Origin of the sequence: Mucilaginibacter segetis (assembly GCF_016522075.1) — a bacterium.
In the GTDB taxonomy this organism is placed as follows: Bacteria; Bacteroidota; Bacteroidia; order Sphingobacteriales; family Sphingobacteriaceae; genus Mucilaginibacter; species Mucilaginibacter segetis.
This window is the reverse complement of record NZ_JAEHFW010000003.1, coordinates 635,705-652,913: the sequence shown is the minus strand read 5'-3', so window position 1 is coordinate 652,913 and position 17,209 is coordinate 635,705. Positions and strand designations below refer to the sequence as shown.

Annotated in this window: 20 protein-coding genes; 18 read left to right on the top strand and 2 right to left on the bottom strand. The window is 40.6% G+C overall.

Annotated elements, in window-relative coordinates:
• Positions 1 to 98 precede the first annotated feature (98 nt).
• The 13 genes from I5M19_RS16675 (at position 99) to I5M19_RS16615 (ending at position 11,849) form a co-directional block, all read left to right on the top strand.
• Positions 99 to 590 (top strand): D-glycero-alpha-D-manno-heptose-1,7-bisphosphate 7-phosphatase, encoded by a 492-nt coding sequence (locus tag I5M19_RS16675; RefSeq protein ID WP_200067491.1) that lies wholly within the window; start codon positions 99 to 101, stop codon positions 588 to 590.
• 94 nt (positions 591 to 684) lie between these two features.
• Positions 685 to 2,202, top strand: a complete 1,518-nt coding sequence (locus I5M19_RS16670) for a hypothetical protein (protein ID WP_200067490.1) — start codon at positions 685 to 687, stop codon at positions 2,200 to 2,202.
• A 216-nt stretch (positions 2,203 to 2,418) separates the two neighbouring features.
• On the top strand, positions 2,419 to 3,270 hold the full coding sequence (gene hisG, locus I5M19_RS16665) for an ATP phosphoribosyltransferase (RefSeq protein ID WP_200067489.1): 852 nt from the start codon (positions 2,419 to 2,421) through the stop codon (positions 3,268 to 3,270).
• 36 nt (positions 3,271 to 3,306) lie between these two features.
• Positions 3,307 to 4,596, top strand: coding sequence for a histidinol dehydrogenase (gene hisD, locus I5M19_RS16660; RefSeq protein WP_200067488.1), 1,290 nt, complete (start codon positions 3,307 to 3,309; stop codon positions 4,594 to 4,596).
• A gap of 27 nt (positions 4,597 to 4,623) precedes the next feature.
• Positions 4,624 to 5,343, top strand: a complete 720-nt coding sequence (locus I5M19_RS16655) for a hypothetical protein (RefSeq protein WP_200067487.1) — start codon at positions 4,624 to 4,626, stop codon at positions 5,341 to 5,343.
• Between the two features lies 1 nt (position 5,344).
• Positions 5,345 to 6,391 carry a histidinol-phosphate transaminase gene (hisC, locus tag I5M19_RS16650; protein WP_200067486.1) on the top strand — a complete coding sequence of 349 codons (1,047 nt, stop codon included), beginning with the start codon at positions 5,345 to 5,347 and terminating at the stop codon, positions 6,389 to 6,391.
• Positions 6,388 to 7,533, top strand: a complete 1,146-nt coding sequence (gene hisB / locus I5M19_RS16645) for a bifunctional histidinol-phosphatase/imidazoleglycerol-phosphate dehydratase HisB (RefSeq protein WP_200067485.1) — start codon at positions 6,388 to 6,390, stop codon at positions 7,531 to 7,533. The genes hisC and hisB overlap by 4 nt, the downstream gene beginning before the upstream one ends.
• Before the next feature lie 34 nt (positions 7,534 to 7,567).
• Positions 7,568 to 8,221 carry an imidazole glycerol phosphate synthase subunit HisH gene (hisH, locus tag I5M19_RS16640; RefSeq protein ID WP_200067484.1) on the top strand — a complete coding sequence of 218 codons (654 nt, stop codon included), beginning with the start codon at positions 7,568 to 7,570 and terminating at the stop codon, positions 8,219 to 8,221.
• A gap of 3 nt (positions 8,222 to 8,224) precedes the next feature.
• A complete protein-coding gene (locus I5M19_RS16635; protein ID WP_200067483.1) occupies positions 8,225 to 8,974 on the top strand; it encodes a 1-(5-phosphoribosyl)-5-[(5-phosphoribosylamino)methylideneamino]imidazole-4-carboxamide isomerase in 750 nt (249 codons plus the stop codon).
• A gap of 65 nt (positions 8,975 to 9,039) precedes the next feature.
• Positions 9,040 to 9,792: an imidazole glycerol phosphate synthase subunit HisF gene (hisF, locus tag I5M19_RS16630; RefSeq protein WP_200067482.1), complete on the top strand. Its 753-nt coding sequence runs from the start codon at positions 9,040 to 9,042 to the stop codon at positions 9,790 to 9,792.
• Complete coding sequence (locus tag I5M19_RS16625; protein ID WP_200067481.1) at positions 9,793 to 10,305, top strand: GNAT family N-acetyltransferase; 513 nt, start codon at positions 9,793 to 9,795, stop codon at positions 10,303 to 10,305.
• Positions 10,296 to 10,883, top strand: coding sequence for a bifunctional phosphoribosyl-AMP cyclohydrolase/phosphoribosyl-ATP diphosphatase HisIE (gene hisIE / locus I5M19_RS16620; RefSeq protein WP_200067480.1), 588 nt, complete (start codon positions 10,296 to 10,298; stop codon positions 10,881 to 10,883). Before I5M19_RS16625 ends, hisIE begins: the two co-directional genes overlap by 10 nt.
• Positions 10,884 to 10,946: 63 nt before the next feature.
• Entirely contained in the window at positions 10,947 to 11,849 is a 903-nt protein-coding gene (locus I5M19_RS16615; protein WP_200067479.1) for a WD40 repeat domain-containing protein, read from the top strand.
• Here I5M19_RS16615 and I5M19_RS16610 read toward each other — a convergent pair.
• Both I5M19_RS16610 and I5M19_RS16605 read right to left on the bottom strand, forming a co-directional pair.
• Positions 11,846 to 12,607, bottom strand: coding sequence for a C40 family peptidase (locus I5M19_RS16610; protein ID WP_200067478.1), 762 nt, complete (start codon positions 12,605 to 12,607; stop codon positions 11,846 to 11,848). The genes I5M19_RS16615 and I5M19_RS16610 overlap by 4 nt on opposite strands.
• Positions 12,608 to 12,705: 98 nt before the next feature.
• Positions 12,706 to 13,059: a 4Fe-4S dicluster domain-containing protein gene (locus I5M19_RS16605; protein WP_200067477.1), complete on the bottom strand. Its 354-nt coding sequence runs from the start codon at positions 13,057 to 13,059 to the stop codon at positions 12,706 to 12,708.
• Positions 13,060 to 13,161: 102 nt separating this feature from the next.
• On the opposite strand from I5M19_RS16605, the gene I5M19_RS16600 reads away from it, so the two are divergent.
• From I5M19_RS16600 to dnaJ, 5 genes are all read left to right on the top strand, one after another.
• Entirely contained in the window at positions 13,162 to 14,187 is a 1,026-nt protein-coding gene (locus I5M19_RS16600) for an acyl-CoA reductase (RefSeq protein WP_200067476.1), read from the top strand.
• A gap of 80 nt (positions 14,188 to 14,267) precedes the next feature.
• Positions 14,268 to 14,471 carry a fructose-6-phosphate aldolase gene (locus tag I5M19_RS16595; protein ID WP_200067475.1) on the top strand — a complete coding sequence of 68 codons (204 nt, stop codon included), beginning with the start codon at positions 14,268 to 14,270 and terminating at the stop codon, positions 14,469 to 14,471.
• A gap of 2 nt (positions 14,472 to 14,473) precedes the next feature.
• Positions 14,474 to 15,157 carry a cell division ATP-binding protein FtsE gene (locus I5M19_RS16590; protein WP_200067474.1) on the top strand — a complete coding sequence of 228 codons (684 nt, stop codon included), beginning with the start codon at positions 14,474 to 14,476 and terminating at the stop codon, positions 15,155 to 15,157.
• A gap of 152 nt (positions 15,158 to 15,309) precedes the next feature.
• A complete protein-coding gene (locus tag I5M19_RS16585) occupies positions 15,310 to 15,900 on the top strand; it encodes a nucleotide exchange factor GrpE (protein ID WP_235985865.1) in 591 nt (196 codons plus the stop codon).
• A gap of 67 nt (positions 15,901 to 15,967) precedes the next feature.
• On the top strand, positions 15,968 to 17,125 hold the full coding sequence (gene dnaJ, locus I5M19_RS16580) for a molecular chaperone DnaJ (RefSeq protein WP_200067473.1): 1,158 nt from the start codon (positions 15,968 to 15,970) through the stop codon (positions 17,123 to 17,125).
• Positions 17,126 to 17,209 lie beyond the last annotated feature (84 nt).

Below are 17,209 nucleotides of genomic sequence, written 5' to 3'. Positions count from 1 at the left end.
TATGAAAATTATAATTTTTAAGGTTTATTTAATATGCACACATAGCAAATAAACTTATTAAATTAGTTTTGCAGGATTATAAATTTACACCTTACAATATGCCGCAAAAAAATAAAGCAGTTTTTTTAGATCGTGACGGAGTGTTAAACCAGGAAATGGGCGACTACGTACGCCGGTTGGAAGATTTTCATGTACTGGATAATTTTGAGACGCTGAAAACCCTGCAAGACAGAGGCTATATGTTGTTGGTTGCCACTAACCAGGGCGGATTAGCCAAAGGCTGGTATGATGAGGCCGAATTATCAAAAATGCATCAGCATTTGAAAAAAGTGTATGCGGAAAAAGGTGTACAACTTACTGATTTTTTTTATTGCCCGCATCACCCCGATTTTACCGGAGAGTGTGATTGCCGCAAACCTAAGCCCGGCCTTTTACTGCAAGGGATAGAAAAATATAACATAGATCCTTCCCTGTCATATTTCATAGGCGACCGTGAACGTGATGTGGAAGCAGGAACGGCGGCTGGCGTAACAGGCATATTAATAAACAGCGATCAGCCCTTGAGTGAAATACTTCATCAAATAGCCTAAGAATCTTATTTAATATAAATAATAACAGTTATCATTTGGTTAAAGTTGATCTTTTTGTAAACAAAAAAGCCGTTTGTAACTTTAAAGAACAATAATGGCAATATCGAGATATATAAAAAACTACGATACCTTATTAGCCTCGGCGGTGGGTTTTTATATCATCTATCTGTTTACACGGTACAGTGGCATTGGCATATCGCCAGATTCCATCATGTACACGAGCGCTGCCCGCAGTTTTGCTGCGCATGGCTCTACATTAACTTTCAACCACGCTCCTATTGTCGATTTCCCGGTTTTTTATCCCATATTTTTAGGGATCGTATTTTTTATAACAGGCATTGACCCCGTTGCGGCAGGCCCCGTATTGAACGGATTGATGTTTGCAGCAGTTATATATTTAAGCGGACTAATTATGCATCGGTTTTCGGTTGCATCCCGGTTGTATAAATGGCTTATATTGCCTGTAATTGTTTTAAGCGCGGCGCTTTTACAGGTGTACACTTACCTATGGTCCGAAACGCTGTTTATACTCTTATGCCTCATTTTCTTTTTAGCACTAAGGCAGTATTTCCTAAAATATACTTTAGGCTCCTTAATATTAGTAGCATTTATTGCTGCTTTAAGCTGTGTTACCCGCTATGCCGGCGTAACGGTTATAGGCACAGGCGGATTGCTTTTATTACTGGACAGATCCTTACCCACTAAGAAAAAGATCAATCACATCCTGATCTACGGGGTGGTGAGTTGCTCTTTATTGGTTATTAATTTACTCATCAATATATTAAGTACCAAAAGCCTTACAGGCCCCCGCGAACCGTCTATTACACCTTTTGCAGAAAATCTGCATTATTCGGGCACGGTATTTTGCGATTGGTTAACTTTAACACCCAATCAATACGCCATAGCATCACCGCTTGTATGGCTTTTTATTTTTGGCTTCACATCGGCGTTACTTTTTAATTTCATGAGAAAAAGGTTGACGACCTATGAGAACATCGCCATCACTTTTGCTTTAGTATATGGTTTGTTCATTATACTGTCCGCCACTTTCTCCAGGTTCGAGCGTATCAACTCCCGTTTACTGGCTCCTATGTTTATCCCGCTCATATGGGGCAGCACCAGCTGGGTTATAGGTATAGTTAAACGGTTAAAGTTTAAACCCAGGCTATTTGTAAGCATACCGCTGGCAGCAGTTATGTTGCTGTTTGCTTACCGTTCCTATAAAATAGATTGGCAACGCTGCTATGACCAATGCGACTACGGTAATCCCGGTTATACCGATGATGACTGGAACCTTTCGCCATTTGCTAAATTCCTGAAGGAAGACAAAGGTAAAATGTTTAAACCCGGAGTTATTATTTATTCTGATGCGCATGAAGCGGTATATTTTTTATCCGGAACATCCTCCTTTTTATTACCACATAAATTTTTTAAGAAGGACGTACAAAAATTTTATGACACCAAACACTTTTATTTAATATGGTTCAACAACGTGTATTACAAGGAGTTGCTTACACTTGATGACATTAAAAAAGTAAAGCATCTTAAATTATTAAAACAGTTTGAAGATGGCGGCATTTATGAATATAACGCGGCGGATGAACCGAATTGAATAAATGCTCACAATGCATCTGTTACATTATTTATTTTGATTTAATCAACAACTGTATATATTTGCAACATCTTATCTATAGTTATACTATAAAAATGAAAGGTTTAACACTACATCATCTTCATCTGCACCATCACCACCTTGTGGTGAAAAGATAATGTATGTTTCTACGTGAAATAACAACCTCCGTTTATTATAGTACTTTAAAATCATTTTGTGAAAACATTAAAAATAGCGATCCAGAAATCGGGTCGGCTCAACGAAAAATCCGTTGAATTATTAAAAAATTGCGGCTTAAATTTCGAAAATTATAAAAGTTCGCTCATCTCTCCCGTATCTAACTTCCCTTTAGAGATACTTTTTTTGCGTGACGATGATATCCCCGAATATGTACAGGATGGCATTGCCGATCTAGGCATTGTTGGCGAAAACGTGATAGAGGAAACCGAAGTAGATGTAAGCTACCTGCAACGTTTGGGTTTTGGTAAATGCTCCTTAAAAATAGCAGTACCAAATAACAACAGCATTCAGGAGATATCACAACTTAATGGCTGCTCTATAGCAACTACCTATCCGGTAATTTTAGGGAAATATTTGAAAGAACAAGGTATTGAAGCCGACATACGCACAATTTCCGGTTCGGTAGAGATATCTCCGGGCTTAGGCTTAAGCGACGCAATATGTGACCTGGTATCAACGGGTGGCACTCTGAAAAGCAACGGGCTTAAACCTTTTGCGGATGTGATGTCATCCGAAGCTGTTTTAATAGGCCGCAAAGGCAGTGAGAACGAAGACCTGATAATAGAACTGATACAACGCATACAATCAGTTTTACGCGCTAAGGAAACCAAATATGTGGTACTTAATGTACTGCGCGAAAACCTGGCAGCTATCACCGCTTTATTACCGGGGGTAAAAAGCCCATCTGTAGTGCCGCTTGCCGAGGCAGATTGGGTAGCGGTACATACCGTTATACCTGAACGCGATTTTTGGGACAGGATAAGCCAGCTAAAACAAGCAGGCGCGCAAGGCATTGTAGTAATGCCGATAGAGAAAATAATATTGTAGAACGCCTCTCCTTTTGGAGAGCATTTGGGGCAGGCTATGAAAACTTACAATTATTCGGCGTTAAGCAAAGCGGATATTGCCAAACTGGTTCAGCGTAATATTGATCCGGCGAATGAGATACGCACGCTGGTAGAAGATATTATTGAAAACGTTAGGCAGCATGGCGATAAAGCTTTATTAGAATATACCTACCGTTTTGATAAGGTGGAACTGGATAAACTTTATCTGGATAAAGCCGAATTAGAAGAATTGGCCAAAGCGATATCCGGTGAGCAGAAAACCGCTTTACAAACCGCTTACGATAACATCTATAAATTTCATAAAGTACAGTTAAAAGCCGAAGAACACGTAGAAACCATGCCAGGAGTTACCTGCTGGCGCGAAATACGTGCTATTGAAAAGGTAGGGCTCTATATTCCCGGTGGTACGGCGGTTCTGCCTTCCACATTTTTAATGCTGGGCATACCCGCACGCATTGCAGGCTGCAAACAAATAATAGTGTGCTCCCCTCCGCAAAAAAACGGTAAGGTAAACGCCTTTATAGCATACGTGGCGCTAATGTTGGGAGTTGATAAAGTTTATTTGGCCGGTGGCGCGCAGGCAATAGCCGCAATGGCTTATGGTACGGAGTCGATAACCAAAGTGGATAAGATATTCGGCCCGGGGAATCAGTTTGTAACCAAAGCTAAAACCATCATTCAATCTACTACTACCACTGCTATTGATATGCCTGCGGGTCCATCAGAAGTATTAGTAATTGCCGACGAAACCGCAAAAGCCGCTTACGTAGCGGCCGACTTGCTGGCACAGGCAGAGCATGGAGTAGATAGCCAGTCTGTTTTGGTATGCACTTCACAGGCCTTAGCTGATGAAGTTTTAAATGAAGTGGATAAACAACTCGTGATTTTACCACGCGCCGAGATCGCCAGACAAGCATTGGACAACTCGTATATTATTGTTACAGGCTCATTAAATGAGGCTATGGATTTTAGTAACGAATATGCTCCCGAACATTTAATACTGGCAACAGAAAGGTGGCAAACCTTAACTCCCGCTATCATTAACGCAGGATCTGTTTTTTTGGGAAATTTAACCCCCGAAAGTGCCGGCGACTATGCATCGGGTACTAACCATACATTACCTACCAGTAGTTATGCAAAGGCTTATTCAGGCGTATCGGTTGATTCATTTGTCAAAAAGATCACGTTTCAACACTTAACCGGGCAGGGTATGCAAAACATAGGCCCGTCGGTAGAGGTATTAGCGGAGATGGAAGGACTTCATGCACACAAAAATGCGGTAACTGTAAGGATGAATAATATATAACTAAGCATCACGACACCAGCCTAACAAATGAAGATACCTATTTACATATCATGCATAATTTTGGTCGTCGGATGCAAAAGCAAAGACAAACTATCTGTAAAAGATTCATTACCCCAAATAAAACCGACTATAATTGATAAAATAAACACTGGTACCACCTTATTTAAACCATACAAATTAAAAGATGGTTTTATGGTGACAGATACGGGCTATGCTGATGCAGTAGTAATGGGCGGAACTTACGCAGTAATCACCTTAAATGGGGCCTTAGTCGATACTATAGACAAAGGCTTTGGGATTAATAAAATTAATGATAATATGTATTTTTATCAGGTTGTTTCCAGCAATGGCCCGTTAGAGGATATACAGTTAAAAGCGTCTGGCTATAAAAATACTATTAACGCAACTTTTGGTGAATATAAAATTCTCACGAATGGTAAAAAACAGAAGTTTTCAGATATTGCTCCTGATTTTAACTATTATTTTTCATCACCATATATTATAAATAATAAAATCTATTACTGGCAGATCAAACAAGTAGATTCTTCAGGAATTAATGAAATTTCTGCTGCAGAATATGATCCTTCTACTAAAAACACCCGCAGTCATTTTATACAAAAAGATTTTATAGAAACCGACGATAATAATTATTTCCCTTATCCATATATTCAAAATGACACTATCTATTTTGATACGGGGAGAGGCAAACAAATGAAATTTTCAAAAGACTTTAATTTGCTTAACTAAAATGTTCGATATAAATAATCTTCTTAGAGAGAACATCAAAAACCTCACCCCTTATTCATCGGCAAGGGATGAGTATACCGGTGAGGCCAGCGTATTTTTAGACGCGAATGAAAATGCTTTCGGCTCTCCATTACATACGGCCTATAACCGTTACCCCGATCCGCTGCAATACAAAGTTAAAATACGACTGAGCGAAATAAAAGGTGTGCCGGCCCGCAATATTTTCCTGGGCAACGGTAGCGATGAGGCGATCGACATTCTTTTTCGCAGCTTTTGTAACCCCGGTGTGGATAATGTGATCATTGTACCGCCAACTTATGGTATGTACCAGGTATCTGCCAATATAAATGATGTTGAGGCCCGCAAGGTATTGCTTACGCCCGATTATCAGCTTGATATGGAAGGCATTGCCGAGGCAATAGATAAACACACCAAACTTATTTTCATCTGCTCGCCAAATAACCCTACAGGCAACTCCATTAACCGCGATGATATTGAAACGCTGCTGGCAAACTTTAGCGGCCTGGTGGTAATAGATGAGGCTTACATCAATTTCAGCAGGCAAAAAAGCTTTATCCAGGAACTTACCGAGTATGCTAACCTGGTGGTATTGCAAACGCTTTCTAAAGCCTGGGGACTGGCAGGATTACGTGTAGGCATGGCTTTCGCCAGCGAAGAGATAATTGAGGTAATGAACAAGGTTAAACCTCCTTATAACGTAAATGAGGCATCACAACAATTAGCACTGGAGGCATTAAACAATGTGCAGCAGGTAAATAACTGGATAAAAGAAACATTGGAGCAGCGCGACAACCTGGTGCTCCGCTTAAAAGAATTCGGGTTTGTGCAGGATATTTACCCTTCTGATGCTAACTTTATACTGGTGAAAACAAGCGACCCTAAAAAGATATATGATTATCTGGTAAGCAAGGGCATTATTATCCGCGACCGTTCAAAGGTGGAATTATGCGAAGGCTGCCTGCGTATTACCATTGGCACGCCCTCAGAAAACAACGTACTGATAGAAACTTTACAGCAATATAAATGAGCAAGCTGCTGCAAAAAATACTTTTTATTGACCGCGATGGTACCATGATACTGGAAACACCGGATGAACAAATTGATTCGTTTGAAAAGCTGACCTTTTATCCCGGTGCTTTACAATATCTGCCCAAAATAGCAGCTGAATTGGACTATGAGTTGATCATGATCACCAATCAGGATGGTTTGGGTACGGCTTCTTATCCCGAAGACACTTTTTGGCCGGTACACAACCTCATCATCAAAACATTCGGCAATGAAGGGGTAAACTTTAAAACCCAATATATCGATCGCACTTTTGCTGCCGACAATGCCCCTACCCGCAAACCGGGTACAGCTTTACTTACGCAGTATTTTGATACCACCAGATACGATCTGGCCAACTCCTTTGTAATAGGCGACCGTAAAAACGACATGCTTTTAGCAAAAAATTTAGGGGCTAAAGGTATTTGGTTAAACAATGATCCCTCATTAGGGGCCGGAGAATTTACCGGGAAAGAAGATATTACCAGCGCGGTTGTATTGGAAACACCCGACTGGAAAAAGATATATGAGTTTTTAAAATTAGGCGAACGGGAGATAGAACATAAACGCACAACAAAAGAAACGGATATTTACATAAAGCTTAATTTGGACGGCACAGGCGAAGCAAATATATCAACCGGATTACACTTTTTTGATCATATGCTTGACCAGATTGCCCGGCATGGCAGTATGGACCTGACCGTAACTGCTAAAGGCGACCTGCATATTGACGAGCACCATACCATTGAAGATACCGGTATTGCCTTAGGCGAAGTTTTTGCTAAAGCTTTAGGCAATAAAATGGGAATTGAGCGTTATGGTTTTTGCTTGCCGATGGATGATTGCCTTGCACAGGCGGCTATTGATTTTGGCGGCAGAAACTGGATAGTATGGGATGCCGTATTTAACAGAGAAAAGGTTGGCGATGTACCAACAGAGATGTTCTATCATTTTTTCAAATCGTTCAGCGACGCGGCAAAATGCAACTTGAATATAAAAGCTGAAGGGCAAAACGAACATCATAAAATAGAAGCTATATTTAAAGCCTTTGCAAAAGCTATAAAAATGGCTGTTAAAAGAGATGTGAACAAAATGGTTTTACCAAGTACAAAAGGGGTTTTATAATTCACCTCCCATTCCTTAACATGAGGTGCTCCAAATGACCGATAACAATCAGCCAGATACAGCTACAGCATTGCCAGGCATTTCGCCTGATGGCCCCCGTATAGGAATCATCCGGTATGGTGCGGGGAATATATTTTCGCTTACGGCAGCCTTAGAGCGTTTAAACATTCCTTACGGAATGGTGTACACGGAAACAGATTTTGAAAAATTTGATCGCTATATCATTCCCGGTGTTGGCCATGCAGGAGCAGCCATGAATAAATTGGAGCAAACTGGCCTTGTGCCCAAAATAAAGGCATTAAAAAAGCCAACATTGGGTATTTGTGTAGGCATGCAACTGTTAACCTCCTGGTCGGAGGAAGGTGACGCCGACATGCTGAACATATTCCCGGTAAAAACCCTTAAATTTGCAGGTAATACCACATTTAAAGTTCCGCACACGGGCTGGAACCAGGTGTATCAGGAAAAGGAAAATCCTTTATTTAAAAATATTCCGGCCGGATCACATTTTTACTTTGTACATTCATACTTTATTGAGTATGACCATTTATACACTTTATCATCAACAAGTTATATAAATAAATTTTCGGCATCAATTTGGCTTGATAATTTTTACGGTGTGCAGTTTCATCCGGAAAAGTCAGGTGTGTATGGCGAAACATTATTAACAAACTTCTCAAAAATTTAAATCATGTATATTATTCCCGCTATTGATATTCTGAATAAAAAAGTCGTGCGCCTTCGCGAAGGTGATTACGAACAGGTAACCGAATATGAGGTTACACTCGAAGAGATGATTGAGAAGTATCAGTCAAACGGTACTAACTTTATTCATATCATTGACCTCAACGGCGCTAAAAACGATTTCAGTAATCAGCAGTATTTATTTGATGTGATCCGTAAAACAGATATGCAGGTACAATATGGCGGAGGGATACGTAGCATTGACAAAGTGAAGGAACTGATAGATTCGGGCGTACATCGGGTAATTGTGGGCACACAGGCGCTTACCAACCCATCTTTTCTTCCGGAATTAGGTAAAGCCATCTGCGGGCGCGATAAATGCTCCAATCAGGTGGTTATAGCTATTGATGTATTGGACGAAGTAATCAAATACTCCGGATGGATGGAAAGCTCTCCTATCAAGCTAATGGACTATGTAGATAAGTGCCTGGCTTTAGGTTTTTTCAGATTTTTATGTACAGATATTAATAAAGATGGCAAGTTAGGCGGAGCCGGAGTAAAACTATATCAAAAACTGCTTGATCACTCGCCGTTTATCAAGTTAATAGCTTCCGGCGGGGTAAGTTCAATGGCAGATATTGAAGAATTGAGCAAAATAAAGGTAGAGTCATGTGTGGTTGGTAAAGCCATATATGAAAATCGCATAAGCATTGATGAAATAAAAAACTGGAATCTGGAATCATTAATGTCGATATAAAACCAAGCCCCCCGCAGCTCCCTGAAGGGGGAGTTTTTGAATCTGGCACCACGCTCCTGTAATTTATGCTCGCAAAACGAATTATTCCCTGTTTAGATGTAAAAAACGGTCGCACCGTAAAAGGTGTGAACTTTGTTGACCTGCGTGATGCCGGCGACCCGGTTGAACTGGCCTGGAATTACTCGCAGCAAGGCGCGGATGAGCTTGTTTTTTTAGATATTACCGCCACAGTTGAGCGCCGCAAAACCATGGTTGAACTGGTAAAGGCAGTAGCAAGGCAAATCAATATTCCATTTACTATAGGCGGAGGTATTAATGAGATAGCCGATGCGGATGCTTTATTGAATGCCGGAGCTGATAAAATATCGATCAACTCTGCCGCGGTGCGCAACCCCGCATTAATTGATGAACTGGCTAAAGCATTTGGTGTGCAATTTGTAATTGTTGCGGTAGATACCCGCGTAATGGATGATAAAAATATTGTGTATTTGAACGGAGGACGCCTGCCTACTGAAAAACAAACGCTGGAATGGATATTGGAAGCCGAAAGCCGTGGTGCAGGCGAAATACTGCTTACTTCAATGGATCATGACGGTACAAAGAGTGGTTTTGATAACGGTTTGTTAACTTTGGTGAACAATGCTGTAAACATCCCCGTAATTGCTTCGGGTGGCGCGGGTTCGGTACAGCATTTTGTGGATGTTTTTCAGCAGAGCGAAGTGGATGCCGCTTTAGCAGCTTCGGTATTTCATTACGGTGAGATCCTGATACCTGATCTTAAATCAGCTTTAAAGGCACATCAGATAGAAGTAAGATAAATGAACCTACAATTAATAACTGATAGGTTGATAATGCGGCCATTTTTAAAAGACGATGCGTCACCAATGATGGAACTTTACGCCGACGATGATATAAGGCGTTTCACGGGAGATGTGCCATTTAATTCACTCACTGATGCGGAAGCATTTATTGCAGGATACGATCAGTACGAAAAATATAATATGGGCCGCTTAAGTGTACTCATTAAACAAAGCGGTGAATATATTGGCTGGTGCGGTTTAAAATATATAAGCGATAAAGAACAGGTGGATATTGGATATCGGTTACTGAAACGCCATCGCGGATTAGGTTACGCTACCGAGGCAGCCAACGCAAGTTTGACCTTCGGCTTTAACACGCTTATGTTAGATAAAATTATTGGTACAGCAATGAAGGATAATACCCCTTCTATTAATGTATTTACTAAATTAGGCATGAAATACCAGTACGATCAAAGCTGCGGATGCCAGCCGGGTGTAGTATATGCTATTAAAAAAGAGGAATGGAAATAGATTTTGATAAAACAAACGGGTTGGTGCCGGTAGTGATACAGGATGATCAAACACTTGAAGTGCTGATGCTCGGTTACATGAACAAGGAAGCTTACGATAAAACAGTAACAGAAAATATAGTTACCTTTTACTCGCGCTCAAAAAACCGCTTATGGACAAAAGGTGAAACCAGCGGCAATTTCCTACATGTAAAAAACATACATATAGATTGCGATAACGATACACTGCTAATAAAAGTAAAAGCCGATGGTCCTACCTGCCACACCGGCTCACGCAGTTGTTTTAAAACGGAGTTTAATCAAAACTTTATCAGCGAATTAGAAAACATTATTGACGACAGATACACCAACCCACAGGAGGGTTCCTACATAAATAAACTGCGTAAAAAAGGGCTCAATAAAATTGCGCAGAAAGTTGGCGAAGAGGGCGTTGAAACGGTAATTGCAGCTTTAGCAGAAACAGAAACGGACCTGATAAATGAGGCATCAGATCTGGTTTTTCACCTGTTGGTACTACTGCGCGAAAAGAATTTAAACCTTGGTACAATTGCCAAAAATTTAGAAGGACGGCATAAATAAAAATTTGAGGCCATACCAAACGTGCGATAATTATTAGTTATCGCTCATCTACTAAATTAGCATATGCAAGCACAAAAAACAGCTGAACTTACCGGCCATAGTAACCCTATTTTCACATTGGAGCTTTCACAAAAACCCGGAATATTATTTACGGGAGGTAATGATAAAGGGGTAGTAGAGTGGAGCCTGAAAGAGAATGCTTTTATTAAAGTGATGTTCCCGGTGCCTGCTTCTATTTATGCGTTGCATTGCCCAGCGGGCTATCCCTTATTATTCGCGGGTTTGCGTAGCGGCGAAGTTTTGGTGTTTAACTTTATTGAGCAAAAAATAACTCACAGGTTACGTCATCATGTCAAACCTGTTTTTGACATAAAATCGGTAATTAAAAAGGACGAGTTATTGGTAGCGTCCGAAGATGGGTCGGTATCAGTATGGAGTTTAAAAACCCTTGAATTATTGCATACCATAAATGTAGCAGATGACACCATCCGTTGCATAACAGTTAATCAGCAGGAAGACAGGATTGCTTTTGGCTGCCGGGATAATCGTGTTATCATCTACGATGCTCAGGATTATAGCTTAATAAAGGTACTCATCGGGCATACCATGTCTGTCTTTGCTATAGCATTTGCCCCAAATTCCGACCTCCTGTTATCCGGCGCTCGCGATGCACAGGTAAAAATATGGGATACCAAAACCTATTCGCTTATTCATAACATTCCTGCGCACCTTTTCGCGGTAAACCATATCCTTTTCCATCCGTCACGGCCATATTTTGCAACTGCAAGTATGGATAAAAGCATTAAAATTTGGGGGGCAGATGATTTTAAACTCTACAAAAATATCAGTCGTGAAAAAGGGTATGATAGTCATGCCCTGTCGGTTAACAAACTGGCCTGGAACGGCGATCAGTTACTATCTATCAGTGATGATAAAAAAGTAATCTGCTGGGATATACAATTTTAAAAATAACGCCTTAAAGTACTCAGTTTATGAGTGTAACGTTTTTGCTCTTCCGAATAAATTCCTTCATCATCAATCCTGTCAATCTTCACCTTGCCTGAGGCATGTAATATCTGGCCATGGTTTAAAATAATGCCTACGTGGGTTATACGCCCTTCCTCATTATCAAAAAAAGCGAGGTCGCCCAGTTTCGCTTTACTTAAAGTACTTACCTCCTGCCCGTATTCGGCCTGTAAATAGGCATCACGCGGTATGTTTTTTCCACAAAGGCGGTACACCACCTGCGAAAGGCCCGAGCAATCAATACCGAAATGAGTTCTTCCTCCCCACAAATACGGCGTGTTTAAATAAGATTTGGCAATATTGGCAATATGATCCTTCTCTCCTATTTCCCCTATAATTTCAAATTTTTGGTTGCCGATAAAACTGCTTGTACCTTCTAAAAAAGCCAGTGAACTTCCGGCGGCCAAAAATATAACGGAGTTATCAATAATTTTCCAGGCCTGGGTAACGGGTCTGTAAGTTAGTTTAGCGGGCTTTTGCAGCAGGCTTTTATAAGCCATATGCCCTAACATGGTAAATTGTAACCTGTCTACCCATCCGCTGTAACCATCGATCGCCATGGTAATTTTTGCCCATTTGTTTGTCCATTCGGTTATCTCAAAAGCTTCACCAAACAATAGTTGCGATATCATTTCGCTGCGATCGCTGGGTTCCGCACGAAGGGGTACTATAGCAAGATTACAAATTCCGTATTCCATATAATGACAACTTCTACGCAAAAAATAAAAAAAAGGTTCGCATACAAAAAAAGGGGAAGCAAAACATTGCCTCCCCTTTTTTTAAATGAACTTAAATGCTATTCATCCATATGCAGCCAATCTTTTTTGGCCAGTAATTCTTCTTTAGTTTCACGTACATCCTCGTCATCCACACAGCAGTCCACAGGGCAAACAGCAGCACATTGCGGCTCATCATGAAAACCAACACACTCTGTACATTTATCCGGAACGATATAATAAATATCGTCAGACAAAGCAGCCTGGGCCTCTTCTGCGTTCAACGTATTCCCGTCGCCAAAATCAATTACTCCCTTTAAGCCCGTACCATCAGAAAAACGCCACGAAGCGCCTGCATCATAAATAGCATTATTGGGACACTCTGGCTCGCAGGCTCCGCAGTTTATGCATTCATCGGTGATTATTATCGCCATATTTTAAAAAAGTCTTATATTCTCAATTAACTTTGCCCGAAATATTCAGGCTTGCAAATATAACAAAAAAACACCTCAAGGGTTTAAAACCTTAACATATATATGTCAAAATCAGATATTGCTACTATTATAAATACTTTCAGCAGGTTAGGAGATCGCTTAAGTCATCCCGATGCAGAACTAATGCAAATAATTGAGTCGGAACGCCATTATAACGCCTGGTTTACGCCGGAAAGCGTATTAAAAGCGGTTAAAGCCAACGGCGCTATGCTAAACAGGGATGATTTAGAAAAATGGCTGAATAATTACCCCCCCGCAAATAACACATCACAGAAAAAAGTTGGTTTAGTACTCGCCGGAAACATACCGCTTGTGGGGTTTCACGATGTATTATGCGCGCTGATAAGCGGTAACCACGCGCTTATCAAGGCGTCCTCGCAGGATACAAGACTAATTAAATACGTGCTTAATTTATTAGTGCAAATAAACGACGACTATAAAAACAAATTCAGTTTTGTTGACCGTTTAGAAAATTTCGATGCCATTATCGCCACCGGAAGCAATAACACTTCCCGCTATTTTGAATACTACTTTAGTAAGGTGCCGCACATTATCCGTAAAAACCGCAATAGCATAGCCGTTTTATCAGGACAGGAAACTGCGGATGAATTATTTAAACTCGGTAATGATATTTTTGACTATTATGGCCTTGGCTGTCGTAACGTTTCAAAATTATTTGTGCCGGATAGCTATAACTTCAATTTCTTTTTTGAATCAATTGAAGGGCATCAGGCTATAATACATCACCATAAATACAATAACAATTACGATTATAATAAATCCATCTACCTGGTAAACCGCGATGAGCATTTAGATAATGGTTTTTTGTTATTAAAACCTGATACCAGGCTTACTTCCCCCCTTTCTGCCTTGTATTATGAAAATTATACCAACCAGCAACAACTGAAAGAACAATTGAACAGGCAAGAAAATGAATTGCAATGTGTTGTTACCAACATGACCCTGCAAACAAAAACACAAGTAACAGGTTTTGGCCAAAGCCAGTATCCTAAACTTTGGGATTATGCCGACAATGTAGATACGATGGAATTTTTGTCAAATCTTTAAAATTACAATACCTTTGGGCGAAAGCAAAAAGGCAACAAAAAAACACCTGTTCATAATAGCTTTTAAGGCTGAACTTTAAAATGTATATAATAAAAGTAAAAGGCGTAGCTAAAATTCCGGATTATGTACAACTACGTGATGATAAATTTACGTTGCTTGCATATTTCAGAGTGGACAGGCCCGAAAAATCATTAGATAAAATAGGGCTTAGTGATAAATACGATTATATTATGAATCTTATCAAAGACCTGCCCTTTGGTAAAATATTAAAATTGGAGCTATAAAAATGATCGAAAACACCATAGTAAAATTAAACGGCGTTGATATTTTTCAGCAAAAACACCTGGTACTGTCAAATGTAAATTTACATATTGACAAAGGAGATTTTATCTGGCTTATCGGGCAAACCGGTTCAGGAAAAAGCAGTCTGCTAAAAATATTATATGGCGATCTGTACATTTCAAGCGGCTCGGGTTATGCTGTTGGGTATGCTTTAGGCAAACTGGCCGACAAGGATATACCTTTTCTGCGTCGTAAGCTGGGTATAGTTTTCCAGGATTTTCAATTACTTACAGACCGGTCTGTAGAGCAAAACCTGCAGTTTGTTATGCGCGCCACCGGCTGGACAGACAAAAAACAAATAGCCGATCGTATTTTAGATGTACTCGAAAAAGTTGGGTTACGCTCCAAATTAAAAAAGATGCCGCATGAGCTATCAGGTGGCGAGCAGCAGCGAGTGGTTATAGCCCGTGCACTGCTTAATAACCCCGAGATTATATTAGCAGATGAACCAACCGGAAATCTTGACCCCGATACTTCAGAAGAAATTGTTTTATTATTAAAACAGATCAGTTTATCGGGAACAGCAGTGGTAGTTGCTACGCACGATTATCATATTATCCGCACCTTTCCTTCGCGTATCATTAAATGCGAAAACGGCCGCGTACTCGAAGATGTTAACATCGGATAAATAGCAAGACGGAAATCGGATCGCTCATTTTTATATGCTTTTATAAGGTAAATACTGCCATTTTTTTGCATCAAAAACACAAAAAAAACATTTTGGCTGACAGCTTGTCGCGTTTATGCTGATGGCAGGATACTTGATTAGCACTATCAGTTATGAATTTTAATGACATGTTGAAGAAAAAGAATAAAGAAAATTCAAACAAACCTGAAAATATGGTTGAAATGGAAAACGAAAACGGACAAACTGACGCGCAGGAGCAGGAAAATTCTGCTGAAAAGGTAGATGAAACACCGTCGGCTGAGGATAAATTTAAAGAAGAATTGTCACAGGCAAATGATAAGTATTTAAGGCTTTATGCCGAGTTCGACAATTTTCGCCGCAGAACGGTAAAAGAACGTGAGGAAGCCCGCAAAACCGAAGGTAAAGATGTAATTGTGGCATTGCTACCCGTACTGGACGATTTTGAACGCGCATTGCGCTCAATGGAAAGTGCGAACGATATAATTTCAGTAAAGGAAGGTGTTTCGCTTATACAAAATAAGCTGAAAAACATCCTTACCCAAAAAGGCTTGCACGAAATGCAGTCCTTAGGTGCTGATTTTGATCCTGATTTGCATGAAGCCATTACCAACATACCTGCACCAAGTGACGATATGAAGGGTAAAATATTAGACGAAATGGAAAAAGGATATCAGCTTAATGATAAAGTTGTACGTTTTGCCAAGGTAGTAGTTGGAGCCTGATCATAGATCAACGCTGATATTCAACTAATTATATACAAAAACACGAATTCGAAATCCGAAATAAAATATGGCTAAAAGAGATTATTACGATGTGCTTGGTGTTACCAAAGGGGCTGATGCTGATGAGATAAAAAAAGCATATCGTAAAATGGCTATCAAATATCATCCAGATAAAAATGAGGGAGATAAAGCGGCCGAAGAAAAGTTCAAGGAAGCGGCAGAAGCTTACGAAGTATTAAGTTCTCCCGAAAAACGCCAGCGGTACGACCAGTTTGGCCATGCGGCAAATGCGCAATCAGCAAGCGGTGGCGGCTATGGCGGCGGCATGAACATGGACGATATATTTAGCCAGTTTGGGGACATTTTTGGCGGCGGCAGTCCATTTGAAGGTTTCTTTGGTGGCAGTGGCAGGCAAGGCGGCGGCAGACGCGTGGCCCGTGGTAGTAACCTGCGCATTAAAGTACGCTTAACACTTGAAGAGGTTGCCAACGGCGCCGAAAAGAAAATAAAGGTAAACAAACAAATAATTTGTAAAACTTGTGACGGTACAGGCGCTAAAGACAGGTCATCCTTCCAAACCTGTAAAACTTGCGGAGGTGCGGGCTCTGTACGCCGGGTAACCAATACCATTTTGGGCCAGATGCAAACTACCAGCACCTGCCCTACCTGTAACGGCGAAGGTTCTGTTATTACTTCTAAGTGTAATGTTTGCCACGGCGACGGTGTTGTACGCGGCGAAGAAACCATTACCATTAATGTACCTGCAGGTGTAAGCGAGGGTATGCAACTCAGCATGAGTGGCAAAGGGAACGCTGCTCCGCGTGGTGGTGTACCGGGTGATCTGATCATCCTGATAGAAGAAATACCGCACGAAACTTTAAAGCGCGACGGAAATAATGTGATATATGATTTGCATGTAAACTTTGTAGATGCCGCTTTAGGCACCAGTGTAGAAGTACCTACCATTGATGGCAAGGCTAAAATTAAAATTGAGCCGGGCACACAAGGGGGTAAAATACTACGGTTAAAAAGCAAGGGCGTACCGGAGGTAAATTCTTACCACCGGGGAGATCAATTGATACACATCAACATCTGGACGCCAAAGGCGCTTAGCCGCGAAGAGCGCGAAGCTTTAGAAAAATTACAGGGCTCGCCCAACTTTAAACCTAACCCCGGCAAAAACGAGAAAAGCTTTTTTGAACGGATGAAGGAATATTTTGAATAAGATTATTATTACTAAAATATACAGCCCGGGATTATTGATTCCGGGCTTTTTTGTCGTATTCAGATTAGTTTTTTATTAAAAGGT